Raw genomic sequence first — 20,044 nt, forward strand, 5'->3', positions numbered from 1 at the left:
GAAGATAAATATAAAGCGATGAAATTAGGTCGAAAAGAAAAGGCGCAAAGCGCCTTTTTGTAAACCTTTATAACCAGCGCAACGCGCCACTGACTTCATTGTGATAGTCTTCAATAGGTGTACCAATATCTGCCACTAATATGGTGTCGGCCTTCTGGCCATTGCCTATCATGCCAGCAAATCTTTCATCGTTGAAATGGCTGTCATTCTGTTTATATTCATTACCCTGGGCTGGCACTATAAACACTGTCATCGGACCATGTTCAGATTGAAAAACTAAATGAAGGCTTTTTTGACCTTTAAAATTACAGAAAGTGGCATAGGTTACCTTGCCTGGTAAGCTATCAAATTGGCCACCCAGCATAGCCAATTTTTCATTTACAACTTGTAAAGCCACTTCTTGACTACGCTCTAGCGCATTGACTTCATAATAAACATGTTCTAGTGCGTGCTCACCAGCTTGCAAAGGAGCGCTTGTAGCGCTCATAAAGTAAATGCCTACCGCTAAAACCATACTTGCAGCCGTGGCGAATGGTTTGTCATATTTTCGATACCATGCAAGTGGGATCACATTGCTTGCTTGGTCTTCTTGTTGCTGTACCAATATACGATCAGCAAGCCCAGCAGGTACTTCTACTTGTAATGCACTTTTTAACTGTGCATCAAAGTCTTGCAACTCATCCACCAAGCTTTGTTGCTCTGGATTATCAATCGCATGCTCAATGACTTCCGTGTCATTGGGATCTGCAAAAAGTCGACGACGAAATTCTAATTCATCCATCAGTTTGACGCCCCTTTAATAGGTTCATGATTTTCAGTTAAAGCCTCTTTCAGCTGGTTACGAGCTCGGTACAACCGTGTCATCACCGTATTTTTGTTTAACTCTAATATTTCAGCTATCTCTTCACCTGAGCACCCCATCACAACTTGTAATAACAGTGGCTCTCGATATTCAGCAGATAACTTACCAATTTGCCTTTGTATGACGGTTTGTTCCATCTCTTCGTCAAGTGTGACACTTCTATTATCCACTAAGGTGTCATTTTCTACATCAGCGTAATCAAATTGCTTTCGTTCAAAACGCCGAGCATTCTCGCGTCTTAAAATCGTTAATAACCAAGGCTTTGCGGCATTGTCATCTTGTAATGATTCTAATGACCGCCATGCCCGTAAAAATGTTTCTTGTACTAAGTCTTCAGCGACAGTGGGATCATGGCACAACCAATAGGCGAAGCGGTATAGCTCGCTGTGATATACCTGAACCAAAGATTCGTAACGTTTTTGTTTTGTGGTCATGCTAATAAGACCTTGTAGTTGTCAATTTTATTGCAACATTTTTCAATTATTTTCACTTAACTCAGTATAGCTGAGTTAAGTGATTGTCTGCTTTCGCAGTTTTCTTTTTTATGGCTTGATTTAGCATCTGGAAGAGCGCAGATAAATCTACCGAATGTTCACCCGCACTATAAAGTGAAGCTTGTAATTTTGCAATTTCGATATTTAAGTCAGGGTTTGCTAACTGATTAATCCAAGCATCTAAGGTGAGATTATTGGCTTGTGCACTGGCATAATGCCTCAGAGCATTATAAAAAGCCGCATTATCTTTGTGCCGTGCTGCATTTTGCAATGTTTTCAGCGTTGGAATTGGGGTGTTATCTTCACTTGGAACAGGCGATTTAACCTGCTTAGGTTTACAAATGATCCAAACAATGATCGTTAATAGCCATATTATGTAACCAGAGAGCATTATTAGCCAGTCGTAGGCATTTCTCGGCTGGGCAATTTGCTCAGCAGTCAGCGTAGACACTGCATCTTGTGTTTGAGCCGGTGTAGTGAGTACAGGGGCAGTCACTGTTGGAGTCGCGATTTGATTTACATCAGCAATGACGGAAATAGTTCTGGCAGGCAAAGTGGCATATTCAACACGTTTAATAACGGTATTGAACCAAGGAACTTTCATCTCAGGTAACGTATACGTGCCTGGAATCTGCGGCACGAGAGCAAAAGACGTAATGAGTTGTGAAATAACCCTTCCATCACGAGCCAGTTGATTTCGATCGCTTTCATCTGGGTAACTACGAATCCCTGATATTTGCGCCATATTAATATCGGGCAATTGCTCTTTAGTGATGCCAACAGCGGTCAGGGTTAATGTTCTCGTTATGGGCGTACCGACGGTTACTTCATTGCTACTAGGTTGCCACTCTTCACTTAAATTGACAAGTTCGCTTGGCAACCAAGCACCTTGATAATTTTCAGGAACAGGTTTTACTTCAATTGTGAGTGGTTTAGCAACTGCAGACACAGCCATACGTCGATAATTTTCGCGTATCTGGCCATTGAACATAGGCGGTTCTAACGTGTAATCACCGCTTTTTTGCGGTTGAATGAGATATTCTCGTGTTATCACCATATAGCGACGGCCATCAAGTACTTCGTAATCTTCACTTTGCTTACCCATTAAGGTAATTTGCGCATCGTTCATTACAGGAGCCGTTAATTGGCCATCCAATAAATCTTTTCCGATATAAAGTTTTACGGTGTATAAGCCAGCTTGCTGCACATATAGGGTTTCTGGACTCAATGTAGTTTTAATGAAAATGTCTTCTTGTGCTGTGCTATCTTGACTACGTGCAATCACTTTTAGACTAATGGGCTGAGAGCTTTTCCCATTGACAGTAAAGCTTGGAATGGTAAACGTGCCTGCTGTGCGGGCTAATAACTGCATTTGCCATGTAGTTTGACTGCTCATACTCCCGTTTATAATGTTTGTACGTGAACCTACGCTCATAGGACTAACGACAAACTTTTGTGCTAGCGCACTGGTATCAGGCTGGCTGCCAGAGACTTTGCCATCCGCTTCGATAGTGAGGGTGAAATACTCGCCAACGAGTACGGGGTTCTTATCAACACTGGCACTGAGCCTTTCAAAAGCGGCTACACTGTAGCTACTCATTATTAGAAATAGGGGGATCAGTAAACGCATTACCATGATTTTTCAACTCCTCTACGGCGCTGCTGCTGAGCACGCTGTTGTGCTTCTAACTGCATTTTGTTACGTAATAAAATAGCGGGATCATCAGGCACTTTTCTCAGTAACTGACTCAGCTGCTGCGCTTTTTCTTTTTCTTCAGGGGTAAGTGGTTTTGCACTCACGTCTCCTATTGGAGAGCTTTCTTGTTGCTCCGGTGCTTGGCCTTCCTGTTGGGACTCGGTAGGTTGTGTATTTTCTTCAGGTGTTTGATTGTCTTCAGGTTGCTCTGTATCACCTTGCTGAGCAGCTTCGGAGTTATCTTGAGCGTCTTGTTTTTCGCTGTCACTTTGCATTTGCGGGTCGTTATTTTGTTCGCCATTTTGCTCAGATTCGCTACTTTGCTCTTGTTGATCAGATTCATTTTGGTCAGCGCTTTGCTGTTCTTCAGAATTACTCTCATCGGAACCTTCGCCTGATTGATCTTGAGATTGCTGTTCTTGATCTTGATCTTGATCTTTATTTTTAGATTCGTCTTCAGATTTATCTTGTTGTTCTTGTTGCTGCTGCAACAATTGCTCTACGAGTTTTTTATTATCAAGTGCTTGCTGTAATTGTGGGTCGTAACTCAGTGCACGCTCATAGGCAGTAATTGCTTCTTCAAGCTTTCCTGATTTAGCGAGTGCATTGCCATAGTTATACTGCCCAAACGCAGTTTTTGTGGGCTCTAATACACGTGCAGCGTCTGCAAATTGCTCTTGCTTGTACAATGCAGCGCCTTTTAATTCAAGGTTATCAGCGGAACTAGCGTCAGAAAAGTTATCTTGGTTATAAGCCGCTAGGGCATTTTGGTCGGTGTTTTTGAACCAAGATTGCCACTCTGCCGCGTAGACCGTGTCATATGGCAGTAACGTAACCATTATAATTGCCAATGTTATTCCCGCTTGTCTGATAAGTAATAATGCCAAAGGTAATAAAATGAGTAATCCATATTGCCCAGCATCTATTCGCCATAGCATTTCGGTTTGTTGTGTTTCATCCAATTGTGTATGACTGTTTTGTGGCTTGAATAAGCTAAGGTCTTGCACCCCAGGGCTATATGCTGCAAATTGACCTCGTTGTGATTGTGCCAAATTAGATAATCGAGATACATTTAGCTTCGGTACGACGATTTGTCCGGAATTGTCTTTTAAAAAACCACCTTCAGGTAAAGCAATTGGGGCACCTTGCTCAGTACCCACAGCATAAATATGTAATCTGTATGCATGATTTCTTAATTCAGCATGAATATCATCAACATCTTCTTGGTCTAGGCCGTCTGTGATTAGTACGATTTCACCTTGTACATAGCCTGCTTGTTGAAGTAGTTCTATTGCTTTATCAACCCCAGCAAGGACATTTGAACCCTTACTTGGCATAATCGCAGGACTTAAACTAGGAATTAAATTACTCAGTGTTTGTGCATCGCTTGTTAAAGGTGAAACGGTAAAAGCATCCCCTGCATAGGCGACTAATGCAGTATCACCTTCTTTAAATAACTCAACCATATCGAGGGTTTTAAAACGCGCTTGGGTTAAACGATTCGGTGCTATATCAGTTGAATACATAGAATATGACATATCCATCAACACCACACGCGCTTGCTTTGTTTGAAATACGGGTACTTGTTGTTTCGAAAAACTAGGTCCTGCAACACATATAATTGCCGCGAACATGAATACACTGATCAGTATGGGGCTATGAGTTTTTCGTTGTTGCGTACTATCACTGAGCATAACGCTTGCTAAATGCGGTGCAATAAGCGGGCTATGTTTATGCTTTGCACGTTTAACAAAGGCAATGGTGGTCAGCAACGCCCATGGAATGAGTAACCACAGCAATTCAGGTCTAATAAATATAAACTCCATACTAGGCCTCCTGTTTTAAGCCGCGTAAGGCTTTGATGAGAATTGAGAGCATTAATAATGTTAAGACAGCCAATAACGGCCAGTAGAATAAAGCGACTTGCGGTCTAAACGTTTGCGCTTCATCACTAATCGGTTCAAGTTGGTCAAGCTCTTGATAAATTTGTTGCAATCCACTGACATCTTTGGCTCTAAAATAGCTACCGCCAGTTTCTGTCGCAATATGCTTGAGGGTTGCCTCATCAATGCTACTTCCCGCAGAGCCACCCATGCCAAATAGGCTAAATCCACCACGGCCATCTGAGCCAACGCCAACGGTATACACTTTGATACCTTCTTCTCTGGCTAAAATAAGCGCTTCTTCTGGTTTCAAATTCCCTGCGGTGTTTTGCCCATCGGTTAGCAGTATTAAAATGCGGTTGCTGTCTTGTTTTTGACTGAATCGTTTTACAGCGAGTCCCAAAGCATCACCAATCGCGGTCGCACGCCCAACTAAGCCGATTTGTGCTTCTGTTAGCATTTGGCTTACTGTGCTTAAATCTCTCGTAAGTGGGGTTTGTAAGAAGGCTGTGTCGCCAAATAGAATTAATCCTAATCGATCTCCTTGACGTTGCTTGATAAAATCACTTAATACCGCTTTTACGACTGAAAGCCTGTCTACGTAACGGCCTTGATATTCCATGTCTTGTTCATTCATCGAGCCAGATAAGTCGACAGCAAGCATAATATCTCGTCCTTCATTGGGTAAGGCGACAGGGTCATCTAACCATTGCGGATTTGCGGCTGCAACCACTAAAAGTAACCATATAAGTGCTTCTAGCCATGAGACTTTACGTTGATGCTGAGTGATTTTTGGAGCCAATGAAGACAAGCTAGCAAAACTTGGCATTCTTAAACGTTGTGGGGTAGCTTGTTGTGTAGGCTTGAATTTTACCATTATCCAAGGGAGCGGTAATAGTAAAAAAAACCAGGGCCAACTAAACTCAAACATTCACTTTCTCCTTGAGTTTAAATGTACGAATGGCAACACTCAGTTTTTTGGCGAGGTGTTCATTTGGTACTGGAGCATATAGGCTATTAAGCTCCTGCTCATTGAAGGTTTGCCCTGATAATTGGCTCAAGATAGAGGCCCATTTATTTTGTGATTGCGTAGTGGCCAACGTACCATAATAGTGTTTAGCTAACCGCTTTAGCAGAATATGCAATGCCTGCGGATCATTTTGATGTAATTGACTTTGGTTAATCGCATGGTTTTTCGCTTGTTTATGACAATGAGCGGTGTACAGTAGTCGGCATATTAACCCTATCAATAATAGTGTACAGATAAGAGCGGCCCAAGCCACTGGCGATAAGGGCCACCAAGAAACTTCACTCGGGGGCAGTACGTCGTGTAAGGCGTCAAGTGGTGATGCTTGCATTTAAATTAATACCTCAAAATTTGCGATTCAAGCGCGGTTGCTGCACTAAACCCTTGCATGGTCATGCCTGCACGTTTTAATCGTGCGAGGCGAGCGGAAAATGCATGTTGAGCTTGTTCGGCAAATTTTTCTCTAAACCCTTTGTCCATCAATGGTAATGTCCAACTTTGTTCTCCCGCAGATACAGTCAGTGCCTCTTGATGCGCTGGAAGCTGGAGCTCGAAAGGGTCAGTGATATGGCAACCGATTAGTTCACAATGACGAGCTAAACGCTCTAATTGTTTAAAACTGGCATCATCAAGATGAGTGAAATCAGAGATCAAATAAATTAAACTTCCCGGCTTCGCTAAATGAGCCATGCGCTTTAAATTAGCTTCAAAACTGCTCTGGGCGCTTAATTCTCTATTTTCAAGAGATTGCTTATGTATGTCGACCAATTGATGGCAAAGCGCTAACACGCCTCTATCACGGGCTGTTGGTTTTAGCTCATGATGTCCATATTCGCTAAATACAATCCCGCCTAGTCGGTCACCGCGTTGGCATGCGGACCACGCCACAAGCGCACTTAAATGTGCAGCTTGGACTGACTTTAATAAGAGTTGTGAGCCGAAAAGCATATTGTTAGAAAGATCGGTGAAGACAAATACCGGTCGTTCTTTTTCTTCTTGGTATAGCTTAGTGTGTACTTCGCCGGTGCGTGCGGTAACGCGCCAGTCAATCGCTCTTATATCATCGCCGTATTGATATTGTCTTACTTCGGCAAACTCCATGCCTCGACCTTTATGTGGAGCCAGATATTGTCCAGCTTGCGCACTTTTCACTCTGCTTTTTGGTCGCAACGAGAGCAAGTTGGCTTTGGGCTTATAATAAAGCAGTTCTTTGAGGCCCAATTCAGCACCATTGCTATGGCACTGGTTTAAAAAAGCCTGCGGAGATAGTTGAGATTGGCCCATGATTACGGTACTGGAACCAATTCTAAGATCCGACGAATAACTTGATCTTTGGTGATACCGTCAGCTTGTGCTTCGTAGCTTAAAATAATGCGATGGCGTAACACATTATATAAAACACCTTGAATATCTTCAGGAGTTACGAAGTCACGGTTTTGTAACCAAGCGTTGGCACGCGCGCATTTGTCTAGCGCAATTGTAGCACGAGGGCTTGCCCCAAATTCAATCCATGAACCCAGTTTCGGGTCAAGTTCCCCCGCTTCGCGAGTGGCAACAATCAATTGAACTAAATACTGTTCCAATGGCTCAGCTAAATGCATAGATAACACGTTTTTTCTTGCCGCAAAAAGAGTGTCTTGGCTAATAGGAGAAAACGTCACCGGTTGCTCCGACAGCGCTTCGCCTCGGGTTAGTCGTAGTATTGCCAATTCATTTTCTGCTCCTGGGTAGTCAATATTCAGATGGAGTAAAAAACGGTCTAATTGGGCTTCAGGTAATGGATATGTCCCTTCTTGCTCTAATGGGTTTTGGGTCGCCATTACCATAAACAAATCAGAAAGAGGGTAGGTATTTTTGCCAACCGTTATCTGTCTCTCCGCCATGGCTTCTAGCAAAGCAGATTGTACTTTAGCGGGCGCACGGTTAATTTCATCAGCTAAAATTAGGTTATGAAATAGTGGGCCCTTCTCAAAAACAAACTCATTGGTTTGTTGGCGATAAATATCTGTACCTGTGACATCCGCAGGTAATAAATCAGGGGTAAATTGAACGCGTTGAAAGCTGCCTTCTATGCCTTGTGCTAGCGCGTTTACAGCGCGTGTTTTTGCTAGCCCTGGAGGTCCTTCAACAAGTAGATGACCATCAGCTAATACAGCAATTAACAGCGCTTGGGTCAATTCTGGTTGACCTATAATTTGGGTATCAAGATAGTTTTTTAGTTCAGAAAATTCATTTACAGCCATTGCTTTGTCCTTGTACTGACAAATTTTTCCTAAGTTATAAGGATTTCACTCCAAGAACTCAAGTCTTTCAAATTAATTTTTTTGGTTATTTTGCGTTTACTTAGACCGTGTGTTTCTATTTAGTTCCCTTGTTTTTTCAATAACTTTTGCAGCTGTATAAAAAACAAACTAGGGTAGAGGGGGTTTGCTTCTTTTGTCATCAATATTGAATTTTCTATTGGCATTATGAAAGGGGTTGTTTAGAATCAGGATAAATAAAACAGGTCAGACCTGTCAGCGGGAGAGCAAAATCAATGTCTGAACAAAATATTCTAAAAACAACAAAAGGCGATAGAATCGCGATTGTGAGTGGTTTACGTACGCCATTTGCGAAACAAGCGACGGCGTTTCATCATGTGCCCGCATTAGATTTGGGTAAATTGGTCGTCAATGAAATGCTTGAGCGTCTGAATTTTGATAAGAGTGAAATTGACCAGCTGGTTTTTGGACAGGTAGTGCAAATGCCAGAAGCTCCAAATATTGCGCGTGAAATCGTATTAGGGACGGGTATGCCAGTATCGGTTGATGCCTACTCAGTATCTCGAGCATGTGCAACGAGCTTTCAAGCGATTGCTAATGTTGCAGAGTCAATCATTGCAGGTTCAACGACAGTGGGTATAGCGGGCGGAGCGGATTCATCTTCTGTGTTACCGATTGGTGTCAGTAAAAAGCTTGCAGGCAGCTTAGTCGATTTAACCAAAGCGCGTACATTAGGTCAGAGATTACAAATATTTTCTAAACTACGTTTGAAAGATTTAATGCCCGTTCCGCCAGCCGTGGCTGAGTATTCTACGGGTCTTTCTATGGGCCAAACCGCAGAACAAATGGCAAAAACACATGGGATCAGCCGTGCAGATCAAGATGCAATGGCGCATCGTTCACATTCATTGGCAGCTAAAGCATGGGCGGACGGTTTGCTTAATGAAGAGGTGATGACAGCACATGTTCCTCCTTATAAGTCGTTTATAGAGCAAGATAACAATATTCGTGGTAATTCAACACTTGAAGGTTACGCAAAACTTAAACCTGTGTTTGATAGACAGCATGGTTCAGTGACCGCGGCGAATGCAACACCGTTAACGGATGGCGCAGCTGCGGTCCTAATGATGAGTGAAAGCAAAGCTAAAGCACTGGGTTATGACATACTAGGTTATGTACGCAGTTTTGCATTTTCAGCGATTGGTGTACAAGAAGATATGTTGATGGGGCCGGCTCACTCGACGCCAATAGCGCTTGATAGAGCGGGGATCAGCTTACAAGATTTAGATCTTATTGAAATGCATGAAGCATTTGCTGCACAGGCATTGGCAAATATGAAAATGTTTGGATGTGATAAGTTTGCAAAAGAAAAGCTCGGGCGCGCAAAAGCACTGGGTGAAATTGATATGGATAAATTTAACGTCAATGGTGGTTCGCTTGCGTATGGACATCCGTTTGCTGCAACGGGTGCTCGCTTAATTACGCAAAGCCTACATGAACTAAAACGCCGTGGCGGCGGTTTGGCATTAACCACAGCATGTGCGGCTGGTGGATTAGGTGCGGCCTTTGTATTGGAGAGTGCATAATGTCAGTATTTACTTATGAGTTAAATGAAAAGCGCGTTGCGATTGTCACTATTGATGTGCCAGGCGAAAAAATGAATACATTGCGGGACAGTTTCGCAGATGATCTACTGGTCACCTTAAAGCAAGGGCAAGACGACAATATTACAGGAATGGTGTTCATCAGTGGTAAAGCCGATAACTTTATCGCTGGCGCCGACATTAAAATGTTGGATAGCGCTGAACAACGTGAAGATGCTTTGGCATTGTCTGAAATGTGCCAACAAGCATTTTTTAGTATGAAAAAGCAGCCCTATCCAACGGTCGCAGCTATTCATGGTGCGGCATTAGGCGGCGGGTTAGAGTTTGCTTTAGCCTGTGATTACCGTATTTGTACCGATAGTGATGTAACCAAACTTGGTTTGCCGGAAGTGCAACTTGGTTTGTTACCTGGTGGTGGGGGCACACAGCGTTTACCTAAGCTGGTTGGTATTCAAAAAGCATTGGAATGGATGTTAACTGGTAAACAAATTCGCGCTAAACAAGCAAGAAAAGCAGGTTTAGTAAATGACAGTGTCCCTCATAGTATTTTACTGGACGTTGCTGCAAAATATGCGATGAAAGGCAAAGCAAAAGTGGTGCAGCCTAAACTTGATAAAATAAGTAAGTTATTAGAATCTAATCCGTTTGGTCGCAATATTATTTTCAAAAAAGCACATGATAATGTGATGAAAAAAACAGGGGGGCATTACCCAGCTCCGTTGAATATTATTAAAGCAGTGCGTGCATCTGTTGAGCTAGGAGAACTAAAAGCGTATAAGACTGAAGCCGAAGGGTTTGCAGATCTTGTAATGACAGATGTATCTAAATCATTGCGTGGTATCTTTTTTGCCACCACTGAAATGAAAAAAGAATATAAAAGTGACGATGTGGCACCTGTTAAACGTACCGCGGTATTAGGTGGCGGTTTGATGGGAGCTGGGATTGCGCATGTGAGTGCAGTGAAAGCGGGTGCGTTGGTGCGAATTAAAGATGTCGCGCAACAAGGCGTCAGTAATGCGATGAATTATAGTTATAAAATTCTCTCAAAACGTCAAAAACGTCGCATTATGTCTCACTCAGAGCTGCAACTAACAATGAACCGGATCACAGGCGGCACCGACTATACAGCATTTAAGCATGTCGATATGGTAATCGAAGCTGTATTTGAAGATTTGAACTTAAAACAAAGCATGGTTGCTGATATTGAGCGGGAAAGTCGGGAAGATACTATTTTCGCTAGTAACACATCATCTTTGCCAATCTCACAAATAGCAGAGCAAGCTCAACGTCCTGAAAACGTCATTGGGCTTCATTATTTCTCTCCTGTGGAGAAAATGCCATTGGTAGAGATTATTCCTCATGAAGGCACGTCACAAGAGACGATTTCTCGTACAGTAAACTTTGCCCGCAAACAAGGTAAAACGCCTATTGTTGTAAAAGATAAAGCGGGCTTCTACGTCAATCGTATTCTTGCACCTTATGTGAATGAAGCGGCAAATTTACTTTTGGCGGGTGAACCAATAGAAAAGATTGACCAAGCGTTAGTCGAATTTGGCTTCCCAGTTGGACCGCTTGCGTTGCTGGATGAAGTAGGCATTGATATCGGGTCGAAGATAGCGCCTATCCTTGAAAAAGAGCTGGGAGAGCGTTTTAAAGCGCCGAATGCGTTTGAACGTTTAATAGATTCTAAACGCTTAGGTAGGAAAACCGGTCGTGGATTTTATACCTATGAGAAAAAGGGTAAAAAAGTTGACGAGTCGGTGTATGAGTTATTGGGGATCACCCAAAGCCCCCGTTTAAACAAGCAAGAAATAGCCAGCCGATGCGTTGCGCAGATGCTAAATGAGGCGGCTCGATGCTTAGATGAAGGTATTATTGCTAGCGCCAGAGATGGAGATATCGGTGCAATATTCGGTATTGGTTTCCCCCCATTCTTAGGCGGACCATTTAGCTATATGGATAAGCGTGGGATCAATAAAGTGTGCTCTGAACTGTCGACTTATGCATCAGAAAATGTGGTGTTTACGCCAGCTGAAAGCTTAATGAAATTGGCTGATTCTGGAGCGCGTTTTTATGCAACTGATAAAGTGCAAACGGTATTGGTAGAAGTGCCAACTGAACAAGCTAAAGACGCAGTACAAGCTGAATCTGATAATGTGGTTGCTAAGCCAAGTAGTGAAGAAAAGCCCGCATGATCTGAGGCGACTTACTTTATTTAGAAAAAGGCTGTGCATTGCATAGCTTTTTTTTTGTAAAATAGCTGTTTTTACACTGCATAATTGTGCATTTTAAATAAATTGAGCTCTTGGTGGTTTTCGGTATTAATGCATTATCAGGTAACTGACCTTCCATATTTTCGGCGTGTTGTATCGTCTTGGTTTAATGCACTAAAGCTAGGCATTAATCCTTGTAATACCTATCTTTGCTGTGCTGGTTTATTACTTGGCGGTAAAATTTGTATTAAAATACAAGGCTTTTTAGGAAATTGAAAAAGATATTCTCTCCGTTGAGAAATAAAGATTATGGAACGACTTTTATCTACCTTAATTTAGATTTAATCCCTTTCTAGCGAGTGGTGAAATAGTGACATGATCGTTCCGTTTTTTTGGGGGCTGATAGTTTATGAATTAACACAGATTAGTTATGCAAATAGCCAATCAAATGGGGTATGTTAGTCCCTGTTTTATTTGTTTTGAATTAGGCCTTGTTTTTTACATTAGCAGCAAAAAATCGTACAATACGACGATTGTCTCACCCCCCTAACTTGGAACTATTACCACTTTGACACACCAGATCCACGATCTAATTCGTATATTCGACGAGAGCTTTTATAAAACGTATAACAGTAAGCTCATAAAAGGTCAGCATGAACCCGTTTATATCCCCGCAAGTATTGAAACCCCGTTTCATCAGATTGTGTTTGCACATGGTTTTTATGCCAGTGCATTACATGAAATTGCGCATTGGTTAGTTGCAGGAGAGCATCGCCGGTTGTTAGAAGATTATGGCTATTGGTATTGCCCTGATGGTCGAAATAAAGCGCAGCAGTTAGAGTTTGAAAGTGTCGAAGTGAAGCCTCAGGCAATTGAATGGGCATTAAGTATTGCTGCCGGTTTTACGTTTAATGTATCGATTGATAACTTAAATGGGGCACAAACATGCCGTTTTAGTTTTCAAACACGCGTACACAAGCAAGTTCTGCGCTTGGTTGAAGATGGTTTTAGTGAACGAACTGAAATATTACTACAAGCCCTAAGTGAATTTTACAGTACACCTTGGCCACTTACGGCCGAACAGTTTGAGTGGCAGTGTCCAGAGGAGTTCTTAGATGCAGTTTAAACTTGGTTTGATTATTAACCCAGTAGCAGGTTTAGGCGGCAGTGTTGCGCTCAAAGGTAGTGATGGTGCAGATACAGCTGAACATGCACTGGCGTTGGGCGCTGAGCCGAAAGCCAATTTGCGTACACGTCAAGCATTGGAATTGTTAGTTCCATATATTGCGGAGCTAAAAATTTACACGGTCAATGGCGACATGGGTGAGTTATGTGCAAAAGCATTGGGTTTTGAAACACAGGTCGTGTTTTCTACAGGCGCTAAGACCTGCCCACAAGATACTGAAGCTGCAGCTAAAGAAATGCTAGCGCAAGGTGTTGATATGATTTTATTTGCTGGCGGAGACGGAACAGCAAGAAATATTTGTGCTGCTGTCGGTGAGCAACTACCAGTCTTGGGGGTTCCCGCTGGATGTAAGATACATTCGGGGGTTTATGCCATTACCCCAAAAGCAGCCGGTCGAGTCGTGGAGATGTTGATTAATGGTGATTTGGTTACATTAGGTGAAGCGAATGTGATGGACATTGATGAGGTTGCCTTTCGACAAGGAACAGTGAAAGCAAAGCGTTATGGAGAAATGCAGGTACCTTCAGAGGTTCGTTACGTGCAAAGTGTGAAGAATGGCGGTAAAGAAACTGACGAGTTAGTACTTGCAGATTTATCTGCTTATGTGATCAGTGAAATGGACGAAGACGAGCAATATATTATGGGCTCAGGGTCGACCGTTGCGGCTATTATGGAAGAATTAGGGCTAGATAATACATTGCTTGGCGTTGATTTGATCAAAGATCATACCCTGTTAGGGCAAGATATGACGGCAGCTCAACTTTATGATAGTGCCGGTTTGTGCCCGACTAAATTAGTGATTACGTTGATTGGCGGTCAAGGTCATATTTTTGGACGAGGTAATCAACAGTTGAGCCCAGATTTAATACGCAAAGTAGGGCGTGAGAATATAATCATTGTGGCAACAAAGACTAAGTTACAAGCGCTGAACGGGCGTCCATTAATTGCAGACACAGGTGATCAAGCGTTAGACAACGAATTAAGTGGTTATATTAAAGTGATCACAGGGTACAATGATCACGTGATGTATGCTGTAGGCCACCAAGATTTAAATTAGGAGAAGTCATGTCATTTCAAGATTATGTAGAAGCTGCCCAACAATTTTTTGATGATTTAGTTGATAAAGCCAGTGATGATGAATTATTTGCGGGCGGTTATTTACGTGGTCATTTTGATCTTGCGGTTGGATATGCTCAGGTAGAGGGCGAAGCACTTAGCTCGACAGAGTTAAATGATAACGTTGAGAAAAGTTTAGTTAAAGCTTATCGCAATGGAGAGTTGACCGACGAAGATAAGGCCCATGTTGTGTCCATATGGGAGCAAGTTAAAGCGTTAAGCTAGTTAAAATACGCTACACTTAAACCGTGCTTAGCACGGTTTTTTTATGCCTGAAGATTATGATATTAATAATCAGGTAATTATAAAATTATATATGGATATAATATGAACTATATAAAACATGGAACTCTCGCGACATTATTGTTACTTAGCGCTAATATTCACGCTAGTGCAGATACACAGAAAGAATTTAAACAAGTCTACCAAGCCTATCAGCAAGCCGTCGCGCACAAAGATGATACTCAGAAGCAATTACTTGCTGAACAAGCCTATCAACTGGGGAAAGAAATATATGGCGCTGGGCATCAAAACACACTGAATTTAGCCGCGAATTATGCCGAGGCCATGCCTAGTAAAATGGCCGAAGAAAGAGTCGCTCTTTATAAGAAAATAGTTACAGGGACACAGAAGTTACATGGTGAAGCCAGCCAACAGTTAATTGACCCGTTGATATCACTCACCGAAGCAACGGTGCAGTTAGGACGTCGAAGCTCCGGCTCTGAATTTATTGATAGTGCCATTGCAATAGCACAAAAAAAGCAAGATTTATTACTTGAGTCGAAGATTAATTTTGAAGCAGCGAAAATATTCTTTGAAGAGCAAAAGCATTATCGAAAAGCTAAGCGATACTTAAAACGCACTGATGAACTTAACAGTGCGCACTTGCCTGCTAACGCTTTACATCGGCTTGAAGTAGATATGTGGGTAGCAGCCTATGAAACTGGACGCAAGCGTCATAATGAAGCGATAGAACGGTTGAATAATATTGTTAATGTGTTTGATGAAAATCTAGATTTTGAACACCCAATGGAGCTCTTTGCACACTCTAGGCTCGTGGCAGCTTATGAGCGTGTTGGAAATAGTGAAGCGGCAACCAAGCATTGTGTGGCCATCGCAAAAATGCGGCCCTGGAACAATAACATTGAGCAGACCCCACTTTACAGGCAAGCACCTATTTACCCTCGAAGAGCAGCTGAATTTTCTCGGGAAGGGTTCGTACAATTGGAGTTTACAGTGACGCCAAGTGGATTTGTTGAGGATATTTTAGTTTTGAATCCAGATGAGAATATTGGATTTCAAAAGCCGTCAATAAAGGCATTGAAACAGTGGAGATATGCCCCTAAATTTGTTGACGGCAAAGCTGTGCCGGCAAAGTCTACCGTACAAATCGACTTTCGTTTGAACGATTAGCAGTAAAAGTTAAGTGGTATGAGTAACACAGTGCACGTGTATGTTACTCGTACCTATGCTTAAAAGCGCCAGTATACAAATAAGAGAGCAAACCCAAATAAATAAGCTAGACCTACCCATGTGAGCACTTTTAACATACCTGTTGGCGGCTTTTTGATGCTCGTTACCAGGCGGTAATTAAACCATGCAAATAATGGGGTGGTAACAAATGCCAAAGTCATTGCAAACGTGAGCATTTCTTTGAGGTTCGCTTTGAAAAATAACACAACCGCCATCCCTAAACTTGCCTGTAATAATATCAGTGCTGTAAGACTATTTTTTGGGGGATCTTTACGAGTTAATGACAATGCGTCATTTAATGTTCTGGCGTACCCATCAAGTACGGTAAGTGTTGTGCCAAACATACATAGGAATGCAATAGCAGACACTAAACTTCGTGCCCACTCACCGATAGTGAGTGTGTACATATCTATTAACTGTTTGCTAAAAGCGACACCCGCTAGTTCTATTTTACTGGTACTACCAAATTGCACGAGTACACCCAGCGCGAAAAAAACAATTGCCAAAAAGGCGGTAAGCCCATAGCCTAAATTGAAGTCGAACATGCCTTGGCGGTAGCTCAACTGCATATTTCTACATTTTGCTTTGATCCAAAGTGAGTTAATCGCTGATATTTCTATAGGTGCGGGCATCCACCCCATTAGCACAACCAAAAAACCTAACATGGCTAATCGGTACGGTTCAGGCATTACCTCAGGAGCTGGATGGGCACTCCCTTGCAATATGGCAATTGCCAATGCCGATAAAGTCGCGAGTGTTAACACACTCATGATCCATTTACTGGCTTTATCTAGTACCTTGTAATGGCCAAAGAGTAAGATGATTAGGCACACAGTCAGTATTGCAAAACATAAAGTAGTGACACTAGCCTGAATGGGGAGGGCGTAATGTAGTAAGCTTGCTGTTAGTAACAACACACCCGCGGTATTTACGATCGCGGCAATCACATTGAGTCCAGTAAATGCAATAAATATGGCAATACCTTGTTGCTTATAGCCGTGAATAACACTGTTTTGAGTATGCAGCGTATATTCAACACCAAAGCGAAAAAACGGATATTTTAATAAGTTCACAGCAACAATAAGCCACAATAATTGCCAACCAAATAATGCACCTGCTTGTGTTGCTGCGACGAGATGTGAGCCACCAATTGCGGCGGTGGCCATGAGTATTCCTGGTCCAAGAGAGTTAAACTTGTTTTGGATATTTGCAAGCACGAATACATCCTTTTTACATGATATCAAAATTATAATGGTTATGTTTTTGGTTACTGCGATATTCAAGATAATTGTACGAACAGTATCTACCCAATAGGCGAGACTGACATCTATTTGAGTATATTAACCTGTGTAAACCTTTATATAAACAGTAATTTTACATAAGGTAGGGCTGCAAGTGGGCTAAAGTGAGGGAGTAAATGTATCCACTATGCGGTGACTGTATCCATTTGCGTTTGGTAAAAGTGGTCAGTGATACCACTTAAGTGTATACATTCTTCTAAACGAGATTTAATTTCATTGCTATTTACTCCAGCGTTGAGCGCATGGCCATAAATTTTAACGGCATTTTTGTATTCACCTGAAGCATAAACGCGTTGTCCTAGCTTTTCATAAGCACGGGCGCGCGAGGAACTATCATGATACATGTGTTCAAATATGATCTTATGCATTAACCCTGCTAATACGTGTTGGCAATTTTTAAGTTGTCGGTTGATCAATTGATGTGCAGTGTAAATACACTCAAATGCATCTTGGTGTTCACCTAAGTGGTGATACAAATATGCTTGAAAAATGATTTGAATAGGATCATCACTACTGTGTTGTGCCAATTGATACAATTTTCCCTTTGCGACGGAATTGTTGCCATCAAGGGTCATAAGCGCCACCATAAGCGTACTAAATTCTGTGGGTTGGGTGGCTTGCATTGTTTTTTGTACACCAATAAGACTTTGTTTAGCATTACTGATATGGATATCTGTTTGCTCAAAAAGCGCCGATAAAATCATCGTCCTTGCGCGTAGGCAAGCTATGAAGTTTTGATAGTCAATATTATCGCTACGTATTGTTTGTGTTCGATTAAATAGGTTTTCAAGCGCATTGGTCTCATTGTTTGCATGCAATGTCATGAGGCTCAAACGTAACATCATAGGCGACATTTTATCCAGCTCAAATGCTAGAACCTGTTCTGTTGCGATGTCACGCTTACCAGTTTGCCACGACAAATAAATCTGCCAATAAAATACGCGAACGGGATATACCTTTTGAATGAGTGGTGAAGCTAAGAACTGCTTACATTTATCAAGCTCTTTGAGTTCATAATTTACATGAAATAAGCTCCAACTGGCCCAATGGATGTGTTTTTTTGCAAGTGGCACTAGCAGTTTTTTAGCGATGCTATATTGCCCTAGTTGTTGTAGCAAATTAACAAGCAGTTGATTTCTAGATTTTTTTAAATAGTTTGGATAATTTCGATTTCTTAAGTTTTTTAAATGCAATAGTGCGCGTTTATAGTGCTTTTGGCTAATAAAGTGATAGGCGGTTTTAAATTCAGTGATTTGTAAAACATGTAGCTTCAATTGCTCTGAAATTTGAGCCGTGTTGAAAGGGCGTATGAGCATTTGTGTACTATGAAAGGGGTATTCACACGTATAATCAAACGATGTATTTTCTGGAGCTAAGTATATAAGTCGAGTCGTTGGTAGTAATTTGTCAGCAAAAATAAGATCACTGATCATGTCATAGTGGTTATGTAATTGGTCGATATTATGGTCAAGAAATAGCATGTCGAATTGCTGAGTTTCTACCTCATCGACAAATTGTTGCGGATGATTGAAGGTAAATACATTGAATACCCCTAAGCTTTGAAGCATTTTTGAGAGAATTTCAACGTTTGTTTTATTTTCATCAATAATCGCAATATTTAAATTGACCAGTTGCAATTTGAAACTCTCTCTATCGTATTTTTAGGGGTTAGAAAACATTCAATATGTTTATGCTGCATTGTATTTTTAATTATATAAATCATGGGTTTGAATTATTAATTCACAGTTTGAAGCGTACAGGGAATGATTAATCCAAAGAAAACGCCATCTAGAACCGTCATTATTAATTTGGAACGATTTATATGCTATTAATGGCTAAATATCAAGAGGGTATTTTCATTTGTTTACATTTAATTAAAGTTATAGACGTTGAGAGTGCTAGAAAATTTAGTGCTTATAATAAGATCATAAAACTCGTACACAACATGGTATCGATGGCGCTGGTAGCTTTGGCTAACGAGTCTATTCAATAAAGTAATCTTGTACATCATCTCTAATATCTTGGTAATCATCTTCTTCAAGATCGAGCACTTTTAAAACAGAAGCTTTCACATGATGCCAATCCGGATCAGGCACGAATCGTTTATTGACATGTACTAAGTCTTCAGCCATTTTGAGTGCAGCCATACACAGTTTTTCATCATTTGGATGCTTCTCTGAAAAATAGTGTACATCGTGGTGACGTAAGATTAGCTGGCAGATATTTTTTGGTAAGTTCCAACTGTTTGCTAAATAATAACCAATAACGGCGTGGTTAGTATGAAAAAAGGATTCTTCATGGAAGACAAGGTTTTGATCATAATTTTCATTTGCTGTTGCTAATACATCCACATAATTTGAGTATTTCATTGCCATAGCAGGTATACCCGCGTCGTGAAATAGGCCCAGCATATGTAAGTTTTCGACAGGCACTTTTGATTTTATTTTTTTACCAATCAGGGTCGCAACGTCCGCAATTTCAGTTGCAGTGTCCCAAAATCGCTCAAGTTTAATACAGCACTTGTTTTGATCAAAGGCTTGCTTTATCAAGAATCCGGTAACCAATTGGGTAATGCTATCCAGCCCTAAAAACATCACCGCTTGTCGAATATCAGTAATGGTTCTAGACATCCCATAACTACTCGAATTGATAACTTTTAATACAGCAGCAGAGGTCGCTATGTCGGTTGCGATCAAGCTAGCTATTTGGCATAAATCAGGTTCATCTTCTTTTAGACTGTCTTGTAGCTGGCTGAGTAATTCGGGCTTAGGTGGTAAGTTAAACCCGCTTTTAATATCTTTAAGAACTGAATCATCAATGTCAATCATGGGTATATCCTTACGAGGCTTAAATACAAGAATAGTTCAAAGTGAAAGAATTGAAGACGATTAGACTAAAAAAACATCTCAAAGGTGCTATCTGGCGGTA

The 20,044-nt window shown here is 41.4% G+C and carries 17 protein-coding genes; 6 read left to right on the plus strand and 11 right to left on the minus strand.

Annotation, left to right across the window (positions count from 1 at the left end; all coding sequences use genetic code 11):
• Window positions 1–67 precede the first annotated feature (67 nt).
• From J8M01_RS11560 to J8M01_RS11595, 8 genes are all read right to left on the minus strand, one after another.
• Window positions 68–781, minus strand: a complete 714-nt coding sequence (locus J8M01_RS11560) for a DUF3379 family protein (protein ID WP_211058086.1) — start codon at window positions 779–781, stop codon at window positions 68–70.
• Window positions 781–1,296, minus strand: a complete 516-nt coding sequence (locus tag J8M01_RS11565) for a sigma-70 family RNA polymerase sigma factor (protein ID WP_192508053.1) — start codon at window positions 1,294–1,296, stop codon at window positions 781–783. The genes J8M01_RS11560 and J8M01_RS11565 overlap by 1 nt, the downstream gene beginning before the upstream one ends.
• A 61-nt stretch (window positions 1,297–1,357) precedes the next feature.
• A complete protein-coding gene (locus J8M01_RS11570; RefSeq protein WP_211058087.1) occupies window positions 1,358–2,992 on the minus strand; it encodes a BatD family protein in 1,635 nt (544 codons plus the stop codon).
• The gene (locus J8M01_RS11575; RefSeq protein ID WP_211058088.1) at window positions 2,986–4,878 is read right to left on the minus strand and encodes a VWA domain-containing protein; all 1,893 of its coding nucleotides are present in this window, start codon (window positions 4,876–4,878) and stop codon (window positions 2,986–2,988) included. Before J8M01_RS11575 ends, J8M01_RS11570 begins: the two co-directional genes overlap by 7 nt.
• A gap of 1 nt (window position 4,879) precedes the next feature.
• Window positions 4,880–5,866, minus strand: a complete 987-nt coding sequence (locus tag J8M01_RS11580) for a VWA domain-containing protein (protein WP_211051361.1) — start codon at window positions 5,864–5,866, stop codon at window positions 4,880–4,882.
• Window positions 5,859–6,293 carry a DUF4381 domain-containing protein gene (locus J8M01_RS11585; protein WP_211058089.1) on the minus strand — a complete coding sequence of 145 codons (435 nt, stop codon included), beginning with the start codon at window positions 6,291–6,293 and terminating at the stop codon, window positions 5,859–5,861. The genes J8M01_RS11580 and J8M01_RS11585 overlap by 8 nt, the downstream gene beginning before the upstream one ends.
• 5 nt (window positions 6,294–6,298) lie before the next feature.
• On the minus strand, window positions 6,299–7,246 hold the full coding sequence (locus J8M01_RS11590) for a DUF58 domain-containing protein (RefSeq protein ID WP_211051355.1): 948 nt from the start codon (window positions 7,244–7,246) through the stop codon (window positions 6,299–6,301).
• 2 nt (window positions 7,247–7,248) lie between these two features.
• On the minus strand, window positions 7,249–8,205 hold the full coding sequence (locus J8M01_RS11595) for a MoxR family ATPase (protein WP_211058090.1): 957 nt from the start codon (window positions 8,203–8,205) through the stop codon (window positions 7,249–7,251).
• A 293-nt stretch (window positions 8,206–8,498) separates the two neighbouring features.
• Here J8M01_RS11595 and fadI point away from each other — a divergent pair, with 293 nt between their 5' ends.
• From fadI to J8M01_RS11625, 6 genes are all read left to right on the plus strand, one after another.
• Window positions 8,499–9,809 carry an acetyl-CoA C-acyltransferase FadI gene (gene fadI, locus J8M01_RS11600; protein WP_211058091.1) on the plus strand — a complete coding sequence of 437 codons (1,311 nt, stop codon included), beginning with the start codon at window positions 8,499–8,501 and terminating at the stop codon, window positions 9,807–9,809.
• Window positions 9,809–12,022, plus strand: a complete 2,214-nt coding sequence (fadJ, locus tag J8M01_RS11605) for a fatty acid oxidation complex subunit alpha FadJ (RefSeq protein WP_211058092.1) — start codon at window positions 9,809–9,811, stop codon at window positions 12,020–12,022. Before fadI ends, fadJ begins: the two co-directional genes overlap by 1 nt.
• 586 nt (window positions 12,023–12,608) lie before the next feature.
• The gene (locus J8M01_RS11610) at window positions 12,609–13,166 is read left to right on the plus strand and encodes an elongation factor P hydroxylase (protein WP_211058093.1); all 558 of its coding nucleotides are present in this window, start codon (window positions 12,609–12,611) and stop codon (window positions 13,164–13,166) included.
• On the plus strand, window positions 13,156–14,283 hold the full coding sequence (locus tag J8M01_RS11615; protein ID WP_192508043.1) for an ATP-NAD kinase family protein: 1,128 nt from the start codon (window positions 13,156–13,158) through the stop codon (window positions 14,281–14,283). Before J8M01_RS11610 ends, J8M01_RS11615 begins: the two co-directional genes overlap by 11 nt.
• 8 nt (window positions 14,284–14,291) lie before the next feature.
• Complete coding sequence (locus J8M01_RS11620; protein WP_210996726.1) at window positions 14,292–14,567, plus strand: YfcL family protein; 276 nt, start codon at window positions 14,292–14,294, stop codon at window positions 14,565–14,567.
• A 102-nt stretch (window positions 14,568–14,669) separates the two neighbouring features.
• Window positions 14,670–15,755 (plus strand): energy transducer TonB, encoded by a 1,086-nt coding sequence (locus tag J8M01_RS11625; protein ID WP_211058094.1) that lies wholly within the window; start codon window positions 14,670–14,672, stop codon window positions 15,753–15,755.
• Between the two features lie 59 nt (window positions 15,756–15,814).
• On the opposite strand, the gene J8M01_RS11630 is transcribed toward J8M01_RS11625, so the two are convergent.
• The 3 genes from J8M01_RS11630 to J8M01_RS11640 all read right to left on the minus strand — a co-directional run bounded on the left by J8M01_RS11630 (window position 15,815) and on the right by J8M01_RS11640 (window position 19,944).
• A complete protein-coding gene (locus J8M01_RS11630; RefSeq protein WP_211058140.1) occupies window positions 15,815–16,981 on the minus strand; it encodes a divalent metal cation transporter in 1,167 nt (388 codons plus the stop codon).
• Window positions 16,982–17,241: 260 nt separating this feature from the next.
• On the minus strand, window positions 17,242–18,753 hold the full coding sequence (locus J8M01_RS11635) for a response regulator (RefSeq protein WP_211058095.1): 1,512 nt from the start codon (window positions 18,751–18,753) through the stop codon (window positions 17,242–17,244).
• A gap of 345 nt (window positions 18,754–19,098) precedes the next feature.
• On the minus strand, window positions 19,099–19,944 hold the full coding sequence (locus J8M01_RS11640; RefSeq protein ID WP_192508039.1) for an HDOD domain-containing protein: 846 nt from the start codon (window positions 19,942–19,944) through the stop codon (window positions 19,099–19,101).
• Window positions 19,945–20,044: the final 100 nt, after the last annotated feature.

The sequence above is a fragment of the Pseudoalteromonas sp. MMG005 genome (assembly GCF_018101015.1).
Classification (GTDB): Bacteria; Pseudomonadota; Gammaproteobacteria; order Enterobacterales; family Alteromonadaceae; genus Pseudoalteromonas; species Pseudoalteromonas aurantia.

Excerpts from the sequence above, each read along its gene's own strand:
- J8M01_RS11640 (WP_192508039.1), bottom strand. The coding sequence starts at position 19,944 with ATGATTGACATTGATGATTCAGTTCTTAAAGATATTAAAAGCGGGTTT.
- J8M01_RS11565 (WP_192508053.1), bottom strand. The coding sequence starts at position 1,296 with ATGACCACAAAACAAAAACGTTACGAATCTTTGGTTCAGGTATATCAC.
- J8M01_RS11590 (WP_211051355.1), bottom strand. The coding sequence starts at position 7,246 with ATGGGCCAATCTCAACTATCTCCGCAGGCTTTTTTAAACCAGTGCCAT.
- J8M01_RS11560 (WP_211058086.1), bottom strand. The coding sequence starts at position 781 with ATGGATGAATTAGAATTTCGTCGTCGACTTTTTGCAGATCCCAATGAC.
- J8M01_RS11580 (WP_211051361.1), bottom strand. The coding sequence starts at position 5,866 with ATGTTTGAGTTTAGTTGGCCCTGGTTTTTTTTACTATTACCGCTCCCT.
- J8M01_RS11575 (WP_211058088.1), bottom strand. The coding sequence starts at position 4,878 with ATGGAGTTTATATTTATTAGACCTGAATTGCTGTGGTTACTCATTCCA.
- J8M01_RS11570 (WP_211058087.1), bottom strand. The coding sequence starts at position 2,992 with ATGGTAATGCGTTTACTGATCCCCCTATTTCTAATAATGAGTAGCTAC.
- J8M01_RS11630 (WP_211058140.1), bottom strand. The coding sequence starts at position 16,981 with ATGGCCACCGCCGCAATTGGTGGCTCACATCTCGTCGCAGCAACACAA.
- J8M01_RS11620 (WP_210996726.1), top strand. The coding sequence starts at position 14,292 with ATGTCATTTCAAGATTATGTAGAAGCTGCCCAACAATTTTTTGATGAT.
- fadJ (WP_211058092.1), top strand. The coding sequence starts at position 9,809 with ATGTCAGTATTTACTTATGAGTTAAATGAAAAGCGCGTTGCGATTGTC.
- fadI (WP_211058091.1), top strand. The coding sequence starts at position 8,499 with ATGTCTGAACAAAATATTCTAAAAACAACAAAAGGCGATAGAATCGCG.
- J8M01_RS11585 (WP_211058089.1), bottom strand. The coding sequence starts at position 6,293 with ATGCAAGCATCACCACTTGACGCCTTACACGACGTACTGCCCCCGAGT.
- J8M01_RS11625 (WP_211058094.1), top strand. The coding sequence starts at position 14,670 with ATGAACTATATAAAACATGGAACTCTCGCGACATTATTGTTACTTAGC.
- J8M01_RS11615 (WP_192508043.1), top strand. The coding sequence starts at position 13,156 with ATGCAGTTTAAACTTGGTTTGATTATTAACCCAGTAGCAGGTTTAGGC.
- J8M01_RS11595 (WP_211058090.1), bottom strand. The coding sequence starts at position 8,205 with ATGGCTGTAAATGAATTTTCTGAACTAAAAAACTATCTTGATACCCAA.